Origin of the sequence: Streptosporangium sp. OZ121 (assembly GCF_051918885.1) — a bacterium.
Classification (GTDB): Bacteria; Actinomycetota; Actinomycetes; order Streptosporangiales; family Streptosporangiaceae; genus Streptosporangium.
Genome location: NZ_JBPXMC010000001.1, coordinates 401,326 through 413,265, shown reverse-complemented (window position 1 = coordinate 413,265; position 11,940 = coordinate 401,326). Strand labels below are relative to the sequence as shown.

At 74.4% G+C, this 11,940-nt stretch carries 7 protein-coding genes; 5 read left to right on the top strand and 2 right to left on the bottom strand.

The genetic code is table 11. The features are described from left to right. Positions 1-103: 103 nt before the first annotated feature. Positions 104-1,621, bottom strand: a complete 1,518-nt coding sequence (locus ACTOQ1_RS02095) for an alpha/beta hydrolase family protein (RefSeq protein ID WP_440063989.1) — start codon at positions 1,619-1,621, stop codon at positions 104-106. Between the two features lie 142 nt (positions 1,622-1,763). Between ACTOQ1_RS02095 and ACTOQ1_RS02090 the strand changes: the two genes are divergently transcribed. From ACTOQ1_RS02090 to ACTOQ1_RS02080, 3 genes are all read left to right on the top strand, one after another. Then, positions 1,764-2,891: an exonuclease SbcCD subunit D gene (locus tag ACTOQ1_RS02090; protein ID WP_440063988.1), complete on the top strand. Its 1,128-nt coding sequence runs from the start codon at positions 1,764-1,766 to the stop codon at positions 2,889-2,891. Then, the gene (locus tag ACTOQ1_RS02085) at positions 2,892-6,977 is read left to right on the top strand and encodes an AAA family ATPase (protein WP_440063987.1); all 4,086 of its coding nucleotides are present in this window, start codon (positions 2,892-2,894) and stop codon (positions 6,975-6,977) included. It abuts the gene before it with no gap. A gap of 618 nt (positions 6,978-7,595) precedes the next feature. Further along, on the top strand, positions 7,596-8,729 hold the full coding sequence (locus ACTOQ1_RS02080) for an ice-binding family protein (RefSeq protein WP_440063986.1): 1,134 nt from the start codon (positions 7,596-7,598) through the stop codon (positions 8,727-8,729). Between the two features lie 125 nt (positions 8,730-8,854). Here the strand turns inward: ACTOQ1_RS02080 and ACTOQ1_RS02075 are convergent, their stop codons facing one another. After that, positions 8,855-9,919 (bottom strand): DUF418 domain-containing protein, encoded by a 1,065-nt coding sequence (locus ACTOQ1_RS02075; RefSeq protein WP_440063985.1) that lies wholly within the window; start codon positions 9,917-9,919, stop codon positions 8,855-8,857. A gap of 111 nt (positions 9,920-10,030) precedes the next feature. On the opposite strand from ACTOQ1_RS02075, the gene ACTOQ1_RS02070 reads away from it, so the two are divergent. Continuing rightward, a complete protein-coding gene (locus ACTOQ1_RS02070) occupies positions 10,031-11,146 on the top strand; it encodes a sensor histidine kinase (protein ID WP_440063983.1) in 1,116 nt (371 codons plus the stop codon). Positions 11,147-11,228: 82 nt separating this feature from the next. Further along, a complete protein-coding gene (locus ACTOQ1_RS02065; RefSeq protein WP_440063981.1) occupies positions 11,229-11,882 on the top strand; it encodes a response regulator in 654 nt (217 codons plus the stop codon). Positions 11,883-11,940 lie beyond the last annotated feature (58 nt).

The following is an 11,940-nucleotide window of genomic DNA, read 5'->3' as shown; positions in this document are numbered from 1 at the left end:
CCTTCGGCCGTCGTGGCCCGCGCCGGGCCCGCGCCGGGCCTGCGCCGCGGCCTGCCAGGGGACGCGGGGGGCGAGGGACGCCGCGGCCCCACCGGGGAAAGCCCTACCAGGGAAACGAGAACAGGCCGTAGTAGGCCGCGGCCACCAGCAGCAGGCCGGTGCTGCCCAGCACCCCGGCCACCGCGAAGCTCTGCGGACGGGAGGGCTGCCAGCCCTCCCGCAGGCCCGACACGACGGCCGCCACGCCCGTGACCTCCTGCAGCAGCATCAGCAGCGCCAGGATCCTGATGACCAGCCACCCGGCGAGCACCGCGGGCCACGCCCCGGCCTGGTTGACCGAGAACAGCACGAGCAGCGTGATGAACGCCACCACCGAGACGAGCAGCCCGACCCCGGTCCACGCCATCCGGCGGAACCGCCGCCGCATCGGCGGCCAGATCAGGACGCCGGCCTCAGCGGCAGCCGCCCGGCCGCGCAGCCGCGCGGCCATCTCCGCCACCGGCCCGACCACGTAACCGACCACGGCCAGGCAGAGCGTCAGGCCGATCACCGTACCCCCGGCGTACCAGGGAGCGGCAGGGACGTCGCTCGCCTCCAGGCGCTGGACCGGCGTGGCGCCGGCGATGTGCACCGACGGCGAGGCCGTGCCCGGCAGGCCCAGCACCCAGTTGGCCAGCGTCCGAAGGTAGTCGGGGACGAGAGGGCCGCCGTGGAAGCGCATGCCGTGGTCGGCGCGGTCGAGGTAGCGGATCGTGTAGGCGCCGTTGCCGCCCTCGGCGAGCGCACCGGTCAGCGCCTTGCTGCTCTCCACGAACGGGATCGAGGGATCGCGCGTGCCGTACAGGGCCAGGACCGGCTGCCGCAGCTCGCGCAGCGCGGGCAGGCCGTCGTAGCGCAGGAAGTCCGCGTCCACGGCGCCGATCGCGCGAATGAGAAGCTCGCGGACCCCGCTGGGCGCGTACAGCCGCTGGAGCTGCTCGCCCAGCGCCCACGTCACCTGCCGCATGGGGGAGACGTTGGGGGCCGACACCAGCACGGTGAACCCGACGGCGCCGCTCTCGTTGGCGGCGAGGGGCACCACCCAGCTCCCCTCGCTCACCCCCCAGAGTCCCACCCTGGCCGGGTCGACGTCCTCGCGCGAGCGCAGCTCCTTCAGGACGCGCAGGGCGTCGCGGGCGAGGAGGCCGAAGTCGCGCTTCATGAAGTCGTAGCCCACGGTCCGCTTGTCGTAGACGAGGGTGACGATCCCGGCCCTGGCCAGCCACTCGGCCTGGGTGGTGAACTCGCCCCTGACCCCGGGGCCCGCCCCCTGCACGAAGACCAGCGCCGGGTGCCGCCCCGGTGCCATCGGCGCGCGGATGGTCGCTCCCAGCAACGTGCCGTCCTCGGCCGTGACGGTGACGTCCTGCGTGGTGATCTGCCTGTCCGCGGCGACGTACCGGAGCTCGGACGGCGGCTGGGGCGGAAGGGCCTGGAAGACCGGGTCGACGTGCAGGGGGGTCGGGTCGAACGGCGGCGGCAGGGTATAGCCCACCGTCGCGAGAACCACCAGGATCAGGCCGGAGGCGACGCTCAGAACACCGCGGCCCACCTGGACACCCACGCGATCCCCGATGGTCACTCGCCTCCGCGATCGTCGTTGTTCCGGTATCGTTCCATCCGATCTTCAAGCGTACTCATCACCGGAAGCCCCCACCAGAGCGGGGGATTCACGTGACGCGAGTGGCCACATTTGTCGCTGAGTCCTGTTAGCTTCGTGCGACATGCGGGTGTTGCACACATCGGACTGGCACCTGGGCCGCTCGTTCCACCGGGAGAGTCTCCTGGCCGCCCAGGGCGTCTTCGTCGACCACCTGATCGAGACGGTCAGGTCGGAGCGGATCGACGTGGTCGTGGTCTCCGGTGACGTCTACGACCGGGCGCTGCCCTCGGTCGACGCGGTCGACCTGTGCAACCAGGCGCTGCGCCGGCTCGTCGACGCCCGGGTGCGCACCGTGCTGATCAGCGGTAACCACGACTCGGCCCGCCGCCTCGGCTTCGGCGCCGACCTCATCGACGCGGCGGGCGTCCATCTGCGCACCGACCCGGAGCGGGTCGGCGAGCCGGTCGTCGTCGGCGACGTCGCCTTCTACGGCATCCCCTACCTGGAGCCCGAGCTGGTACGCGTCCCCTGGGAGCTGTCCGAGCGCACCCACACCGCCGCGATCGAGCACGCCATGTCCCTGGTCCGCGCCGACCTCGGGCGGCGCGGACCCCGGTCGGTGGTCCTCGCCCACGCGTTCGTGACCGGGGGGCAGGGCAGCGACAGCGAGCGCGACATCAGCGTGGGAGGCGTCGCGCACGTCCCGGTGCGCGCCTTCGACGGCGTCGACTACGTGGCGCTCGGCCACCTGCACGGCCGCCAGCGGATGAGCGAGACCGCCCGCTACTCCGGCTCCCCGATCGCCTACTCCTTCTCCGAGAGCGGCCAGACGAAGGGCTCCTGGGTGGTCGACATCGGCCCCGGCGGCTACGAGGGCGCCGAGTTCGTCGAGACCCCGGTGCCCCGGCCGGTCAGCCGCCTCACCGGCCGCATCGACGACCTGCTGGCCGCGCCCGAGTACGCCCGTCACGAGGACCACTGGCTCCAGGTGACGCTCGTCGACCGGATCCGGCCCAAGGGCGCGATGGAGCGGCTCCGGTCCCGCTTCCCGCACACGCTCGCCCTGTCCTTCGAACCCGAGGGCGGGGTCCACGAGACCGTGACCCGCGCCAGGGCGGCCGGGCGCCCCGAGATCGACGTCGCCCTCGACTTCGTCCGCGAGGTGCGCGGCGAGGCCGCCGACCCCGCCGAGACCCGGCTGCTGCGGGAGGCCGTGGAGTTCTCCCGCATGAAGGAGGCGAAGGCGTAGATGCGCCCGCACCGTCTGTGGATCACCGCTTTCGGCTCCTTTCCCGGTGAGGAGCAGGTCGACTTCGACGCCCTCGCCGAGGCGGGGCTGTTCTTGATCCACGGCCCCACCGGCGCGGGCAAGACCACCGTGCTCGACGCGCTCTGCTACGCCCTGTACGGCAGGGTGCCCGGCAGGCGCGACAGCGCCAAGAGCCTGCGCTGCGACCACGCCCCCCCGGGCCGGGGGCCCAGCGTGGCGCTGGAGGTCACGGTCAGGGGCCGCAGGCTGAAGATCACCCGGTCGCCGGCCTGGCAGCGCCCCAAGCTCAGGGGCACCGGCACGACCAGGGAGAACGAGAAGGCCCTGCTCCAGGAGCTCGCGCCGTCCGGGGAGTGGGTGGGGCTGACGACCAGGGTCGACGAGGCGGGGGAGTTCGTCGGCACCCTGCTCGGCATGAACGCCGAGCAGTTCCTCCAGGTCGCGATGCTGCCCCAGGGGGACTTCGCCAAGTTCCTGCGCGCCGACGGCGAGGATCGCCGCAGGGTGCTGGAGCGCCTGTTCTCGGTGAAGATCTACGCCACCGCCGAGTCCTGGCTCGCCGAGCAGCGCACCGAGGCGTACCGCGAGCAGCAGACCCTCCGCAAGGAGGTCGACTTCGCCGTCAAGCGCCTGGAGGAGGCCGCGGGCCCCGCCCTCCTGACCGCGCTGGCCGATCTCCCCGAGCCGCGGGTCGCCACGGAGTTCACGGAGCCGGGAGAGTCCGTGAAGCTCGTGGAGTCCGCGCAGTCCGCGCAGTCCGTGCGGTCCGTGGAGTCCGTGGAGGACGACCCGCTGGGGTGGGCCCACGCGCTCGAGAACCTCGCGCGCCTGGAGGTCGCGCGGCTGGACGGGCAGGGAGCCGAGGGCGAGGCCGCCGTACGGCGGGCGCGCGAGAGCCTGGAACGCGGTGCCGCGCTGGCCGACCGGCGACGGCGTCACGCCGAGGCGCTGACCAGGAGCCGGGCGCTGGAGGAGACGGCCGAGGAGCGGGCCGACCTGGAGACCATCCTGGAGGAGGCGGCGGCCGCCGACCGGGTGCTGCCGCTGATCCAGGGCGCCGAGCAGCGCGCCGAGGCCGCGTCCAAGGCCCACCACCTGGCCGCCGACGCCGTCGCCCGCGCCCTCCCCCTCCTCGGTGCCCCCCTCGACCGGTGGGACGCCGTCCGCGACCATACCGGCACCGACCACACAGGCACCGCCCGCGACGGCGTCGGTACGGCGGGCGCGGCCCACGGCGACGACGCCCGTGACCACGGGGGTGCCGGCGCCTACGACAACACCGACCCCACGGACGCCGGCGCCCATGAGGATGTCCGTGACCCCACGGACGCCGGTGCGGACCGCCGCCACGCCGTACTCGGCCACCTGGCCGCGCTGGAGCGCGACCGCCGGAGCGAGATCACCCGCCTGGGCGAGCTGCGCGCGGAGGAGTCACGCCTGGCGGGAATCGTCCGGGAGCGGGAGAGGACCGCTCGCGAGATCGTCGAGCTGGCCTCCGCTCAGGCAGAGGCCGACGCCCGCCTGAAGGCCCTCCCCGGTCTCCGCCGGGAGCTGGACGAACGTCTCACCGCCGCCCGCCTGGACGCGGCCCGCGTCCCCGCCGCCGAGTCGGCGGTGGAGGGTGCCGTCACCCGCCTCCGGGCGGCCGAGCACCGCGACCGCCTCGCCGCCGACCTGTCCGCCGCCCGCGCCGACCTCGTCGCCCGGCTGGCCGCCTTCCCTCCGGAAGTGCGCGAGGCCCTCGGCCCTGACGAGGTGCGCGAGACCTTCGACCCCGGGGAGATCCGCGAGATCCTCACCGCCCAGGAGAGGGAACGCGGGCGGGAGCTGGCCGGGCTTGAGGGGCTGCGGGTCGAGGAGGCCCGGCTGGCCGAGCTCGACGGGCTGATCGCCGCGCTCGACGCCGAGCTCCCGGAGGTGGTCCGGCAGGAGGCCGAGGTCCGCGAGACCCTGGAGGGGTTGCCGGCCGCGTCGGCGGAGGCGTCCGCCAGGCTCGGTGAGGCCAGGGCCGCCGCGGCGGGGATCCCGGCGGCGCGGGCGAGCGCCGACACCGCCGCCGCGGTGCTCGCCGCGGCGCGGCGCCGCGAGACGCTCCGCGTCGAGCTGGAGTCCGCGCGCGCCGCGCAGACCGAGGCCACCGACCTCGCCCAGACGCTCCGCGACCGGCACCTGGACATCCGGCAGGCCAGGATCGACGGCATGGCCGCGGAACTCGCCGCCAAGCTCACCCCCGGCCACCCCTGCGCGGTCTGCGGCTCACCCGATCACCCCGCCCCCGCCGCCCCGGCCGACCAGGCACCCACCGCCGACGACGAGCGCGCCGCCCAGGGCGCCTACGAGGCGGCCATGGAACGGCGCCAGGCCGCGGGAAACACCGTCACGACGCTGGTCTCCCGCCTCGACGAGGCACTCGCCGTCGCGGGAGAGGCGACCGGCGAGGAGGCCGGGGAGATCCTCGCCGAGGCGGGCCGGCAGCTGGAGGCGCTGACCTCCGCCGCGAGCGCCGAGGAGGCCCTCGCCGCCGAGGTGGAGCGGATCGCCGCCGAGCTGGACGGCGCGAGGACCCGGGCGGCGGAGATCGCCCGGCGGCTCGCCGAGGGCCACGCCCGCCGTACGGGCTGGCAGGCCGAGCGCGAGCGCCTCACCGCCCGCCTGGACGGCGCCCGGGGCACCGACCCCTCGGTGCGGGCCCGCCGTGACCGCCTGGCACGGGAGGCCGCGCTCCTGTCCGCCGCGCTCACCGCCGCGACCCGCGCGATCGAGGCCGCCGCGGCCCACCGCGAGGCGCGTGACCGGACCGACCTGGCCGTACGGGACGCCGCGGGCGAGCTCACCGAGGCGGAGCGGGCGCTGGCCGCGCTCCGCGAGTCGGCGGGGGCCGAGCCGGTGCTGGCGGCCGAGGCCGGGCGGATCGCCGCCGAGTCCGAGCGGCTCGGGGAGCGCTCGCGCGAGCTCGCCGTCGGGCTGGCCTCCCGCCGTACGAACGTCGAAAGGCTCGGTGCCGACGCCGAGCGGCTGGCCGCGCGCCTCGACGAGGCGCGCGGCCAGGACCCGACACTGGCCGCCAGGCTGGACCGGCTGGCCGACGAGGCGGAGCTGCTGCGGGAGGCCGTCGAGGCGGTCAGGGACGAGCGGGTCACCGCCGCCGAGCTCGCGACGGCCCGAGACCGGGCGCTGGGCGCCGTCGTCGAGGCGGGCTTCCTCGGGCTTGACGACGCCCGCGCCGCCGTCCGCTCTCCCGCAGACCGGGAGGAGAAGGCCGCCCGGCTCCGCGAGCTCGCCCAGGAGGGCGCCGCGGTCGCCGCGATGCTCGCCGATCCCGAGCTGGTCGCCGCCGCGGCCGAGCCGGAACCCGACCTCGCGGGGCTGCGCGAGGCGCGGGACGCGGCCGACGCCGCCCACGCCCGCCTGCTGTCCGAGCGGGACCGGAGCGAGGCCCGCCTGGCCCGGCTGGCCGCGCTCCGCACCGAGCTGGCCGCCTGCCTGCGCCGCTGGGAGCCCGCCGACGAGCGGCACCGGCTGACCGAACGGCTCGCCACCCTGACCGGCGGCAACTCCACCGACAACCGGTGGAAGATGCGGTTGTCGTCCTACGTGCTCGGCGAGCGCCTCAGCCAGGTGGTCGAGTCGGCCAACGAGCGGCTCGACCACATGTCGGGCGGACGCTATCTCCTTGAACACAACCGCGACCGCTCCGCCGGAGACCGGAGCAGGTCCGGCGGCGGGCTCGGCCTGCACATCCTGGACAGCTGGACCGGCGTGGGCCGTGACCCGGCGACCCTCTCCGGCGGCGAGAGCTTCATCACCTCGCTCGCCCTCGCCCTCGGCCTGGCCGACGTGGTCACCGCCGAGGCCGGGGGAGCGGACCTCGGCACGCTCTTCGTCGACGAGGGCTTCGGCACCCTGGACGAGGACACCCTCGACGGGGTGCTCGACATCCTCGACGGCCTGCGCGACGGCGGCCGGGCGGTCGGCATCGTCAGCCACGTCGCCGAGCTGCGCACCCGGGTGCCCGCGCAGTTGCACATCCGCAAGGAGCGCCGGGGTTCGACCGTCCGCCAGTGACCCGTCCGCCAGTGACCCGTTCGCCGGTGACCCGTTCGCCAATAACCCGACCGCCGGTGACTCGATGCGCCGGTGCCCCGTCCGCCGTCGCCCGCGGGAGGAACCGGTAACCGGTAACCGCACCGGCGCCGGAGAGGTGGAGGCGGGCGCCGGTCGCCGACAGCGCGGCGGCCGGGGGAGCGGATCGAGACGGTGCTGCCGCTTCGGGAATCGGCGGCGATCGCGACGATGATCCTCGCAGGTCAGCGACACGCCGTTGGTTTCACGGCCATTACCGCGAGGACCCTCTATTCTCGGCTACAGCGAGATCGTCATTCGGGCGGCGCGTGGCCGCGAGACGGTCTTCGGACGGGGCACGGTCCGCGACGGGCAGAGGTGCCGCCGCACGTGACCGGCGAGAGGGCGGCCGGTACGCAACCGGTCGCGCCCCTGTGCCGTCTCGGCCCCGACCTGGATCACCGATCCGGTGACGACCGTCAACGGCACGCCCGCCCGGTCGTGGAGGCGGAGCAGGGCATGGCCGATCCGCGCCGATCCGCGGCGGCACGGTTCACCGGACGACTTTCACGAGTCGGCGCCCTGAGCCGCCGTGGCCTTGGAGGTAGAGGAGAGGGACGTATGAGGAGCCTCATCTGGGCCGGACCCGCCGTGAGCGTGCTCCTGTCCTGTCTTCTTGTCGTTCTCCTGACCGTGCTCCCGGCCGGGCGGTCCGGCGCGAGTGCAGCGGATCCGCCGGTGGCTCTCGGCGCGGCCGGGAGTTTCGCCGTCCTGGCCGGCGACTCCGTGGTCAACACCGGCGCCAGCGTCATCACCGGCGACCTCGGGGTGACCCCGGGCGTGACGGTGTCCGGTTTCCCGCCCGGGAGCGTGGCCGGGACGATCCATGTGAACGACGCCGCCGCCGTCCAGGCCCAAAGTGACTTCACCCTCGCCTACAACGACGTCGCCTCCCGCACTCCCACCGCCACCGTGCCCACCGACCTCGGCGCCACCACGCTGACGCCAGGGGTCTACACCTCGCTCTCGGGCACCTTCAGCAACACCGGCGCCCTCACCCTGGACGCCCAGGGAGACCCGGACGCGATCTTCATCTTCCAGGCCACCTCCACCCTGCTGACCGCGGGCGCCAGCACGGTGACCCTCATCGGCGGCGCCCAAGCTCGCAACGTCTTCTGGCAGGTCGGCACCTCGGCCACGCTGGGAGCCGCCTCCACCCTTTCCGGCACCATCCTCGCGCTGGCCTCGATCACCGCCGGCGCCGGCATGGTCGTCGACGGGCGCTTCCTGGCCCGTGACGGCACCGTCACCCTGGACAGCGACACCATCACCCGCCCCGCCGGCACGCTGTCCATCAGCACGCCCCAGAACGCGAACCTGGGTTCCGCGAAACCGGGCTCCGAGGTTTCGGCCCGGCTCGGCGCGGTCACCGTGACCGACACCCGCTACGCCACCGACGCCGCCTGGACCGCGACCGTCAGCTCGACGACCTTCACCACCGGTGACGCCACCGCCTCCGAGACCATCGCCAGAAGCCTCATCGACTACGCACCCGGCGCGGCCACGGCCACGACCGGGGTCGCGGAGTTCACCCCCGGCACCCCCGGCGGCCTCGGCTCCGCGCGCACCGCTTTCTCCGCCTCCGAGGGCACGGGCGAGAACTCCGCCACCTGGAACCCGACGATCACCGTGACCCTGCCCGTCGGCGTCCGTGTCGGCACCTACACCGCCACCATCACTCACTCGGTCACCTGAGCCGCGGCCACAGCACCGTGTCCGGGCCGGCCGGGCCGGCCCGGAACACCGAACGCGCTCAGCGCACGCGGGCCCGGCGAGCCGCCCGGCCGCCGCTTCCCGCTTCCCGGATGTGAACCCGGCGGTCAGGGGGTGCGGCGCAGAGGCGGGCGGCGGGCCCAGGTGGCCCACCGCCAGAGCCATTCCAGCGGGCCCTGGCGGTAGCGGCGCAGCCAGAGCGTGGACACCAGCCACTGGGGGAGGAGAACGGCCCCGGCGATCAGGAGCACCGTCGCCGACGACCAGCCGTCCGGCGAGCCGCCGATGAGGCGGGCCGCCACCAGGACGAGGATCGTGGCGGACAGGTAGTTGGTCAGCGCCATCCGGCCCAGCGGCGCGAAAATCCTCCGCAGCACCGGACGGAGCGGCGTTCTGAGCAGGAGCAACAGGACGCACACGTAGACGCCCGCCATCAGCGACCCGGCGAGGCCGAACCAGGTGTTGAAGTACGCGTCGCCGGCCGGCGTCTCGAGCTGCAGCCACACGGCGGGCACCGCCCCCGCGGCGAAGAGCAGGGCCAGCGCGGCCGGAACGCGGACGGAGCGCTCCATCCGGTCGATCACCCCGTACCGGGTGAGTGCCGACCCCAGCAGGAACAGTCCGGGCACCAGCGGCACACCGTTGCTGTCGAGGATCAGCGGCGTCGCGATGAGGACGGCGGCGAGCCCCGCGACGACCCGGCGCGGCAGCCAGGTCGAGGGCAGCAGCACCAGCAGGCCGACGACGGCGTAGATGGTGAGGATGTCGCCTCGCCACAGCAGGAACATGTGGGCCAGGCCCACGGCGAGCAGGACCAGGAGCCGGCGGACCAGGAGCACCCGCGGGCGCGGGGCGTGGCGTCCCGCGGAGTCCAGCAGCAGCGAGAAACCGACGCCGAACAGCAGGGAGAAGATCGGGAAGAAGCGCTGGTCGACGAAGAGCCCCAACCCCAGCCAGGCGTCGTCCTGACCCGGGGCCACCACCACGGACCGCGTGACCTCGGTGGCGTGGATCATGTGGGCGATCGGCTTGACGTTGGCCAGCAGGATTCCGCACAGGGCGAACCCGCGCAGCACGTCGAGCGCGGCGACACGCGGCCGGCCGGAGAAGGTCGTCGTAGGGTGTCCCGGCCCGGTGGCCTCCGGCGCCGGGGGGAGCGTTTCATGTGGCATGGGACCTCATCCTGTGGACTCCGGCCCGCTCCCACATCGGCGGAAAGCAGGGAGGGAACAGTACTTTCGGCCGGTACAGGCCGGTGGGACGCCTCCCCTAGCCTGGAGGCCGTGGGTGTTCCCGATCGGTTCGAGGTGGCGGCCGGCGCCGGGCTCGGCGCCGTGTTCGCGGTGGCCGTGGCCTTTCAGGCGTACCAGGTCGCCGGCAGCTGGGGCGCCGGGTACTGGCCGTTCGGCGCGGCGGTCGCCGCCTGGGTGTGCGCGCTCGCCCTGGTGCGCCGCCGCGACCCGCTGTGGACCGCCGTCGCCGGCCTCACCGTGGCCGCGCTCGCCGTCCTCGTCACCCGCCTCGTCCACCTGCCCGCCGAACCCAGCCCCGCCGCGTCCCTGGGGGCGGCGGTGCTCGTCGGCTCCGCGGTCAGGACGCTGCCCGCCCGCACGGCCTGCGCGGTGGCCGCCGCGGGACTGGCCGTGGTGGCGGGCGGCCTTCTCGTCAACCCCGGTTCGGCCGTTCCGGTGGTGAGCGGCCTGCTCTGGCTCGCCGCCCTGACGGCAGGGGGCGGCCTCCGGCTGCTCGCGGCCCGCCGCCGTACCGTCGCCGAGCGGGTACGACGTGCCGAGCGCCTTGAGCTGGCCAGGGAGCTGCACGACGTCGTCGCCCACCACATCACCAGCATCGTGCTCCAGGCCCAGGCCGCCCGGCTCGTCACCGCCAAGCACCCGGAGAGGACGGCCGGATCCCTCGCCGGCATCGAGACCGCGGGCTCGGAGGCCCTGGCCGCCACCCGCCGCGTGGTCGGCCTCCTGCGTGACGCCGCTCCCGCCGCCGAAGGCCACGAACGGCTCGGCGAGCTGATCGAGGGCTTCGAGAGCCACGGCCGCCGGGCGCACCTGCGGCTGGACGCCGAGCCGTCCGGCTGGCCGCCCCAGGTGAGCAGCACCGTGTACCGGATCGTGCGGGAGGCGCTGACCAACGTCTCCCGGCACGCCCCGCACGCCCGCGAGGTCACCATCGGCATCACCCAGCACGAGAGGGCCGTCACGGTCGAGGTAGAGGACGACGCCCCGCGACTGCCCGCCCGCCGCTACCGCCGCGCCGGGTACGGCCTCATCGGAATGAGCGAACGCCTCGAAGCCCTCGGAGGCACCCTGACCACCGGCCCTCGCCCCGGCTCCGGCTCCGGCTGGTCCGTCCGCGCCACCATCCCCACCGGAGAGCACCGATGAGACCGCCCGCACCCGTCAGGCCCGCACCCGTCAGGGAGCTCCGATGCCGGATGGCGCGGCCCCTGCCCGTCGGGGAGTGCCGATGACCATCCGGGTGCTTCTGGCCGACGACCAGGAGATGGTCCGGGCCAGCCTGCGGATCATTCTCGAGGACCAGCCCGACATCACCGTGGTCGCCGAGGCGGGCGACGGCGTCGAGGCGATCGAGCAGGCCCGCAGGACGCTTCCGGACGTGTGCCTGGTGGACGTCCAGATGCCCCGCCTCGACGGGATCGAGGTCGCCCGCGCGCTGGCCGGAGCCCCGCCCAGGGTGGTCATGGTCACCACGTTCGACCTGGACGAGTACGTCTACGGCGCGCTGCGCTGCGGCGCGGCCGGATTCGTGCTGAAGGACGCGGGTCCCCGCCTGCTGGTCGAGGCCGTGCGGGCCGCGTACACGGGAGACGCGCTCATCTCACCGTCCATCACGCTGCGGCTGCTGCGCCACCTCACCGACCGCGGGACCCGGACCGGGGCCCGCGTGCCGGCCCAGCCCCTGACCGCGCGGGAGACCGAGATCGTCCGGGCGATCGGCAGGGGACGCACCAACCAGGAGATCGCCGACGAGCTGTTCATCTCGCTGAGCACGGTCAAGGGGTATGTGTCGGGCATCACGGCCAAGCTCGGCGTACGCAACCGGGTCGAGATCGTGGCGTGGGCCTGGGAGAGCCGAGGCCGGGGCGGGCCGCCCCGGTAACCGGTAGGCATCGGATGTAGTGATATCAGTGACATATGGGCTCAATCATCGGGTAGGC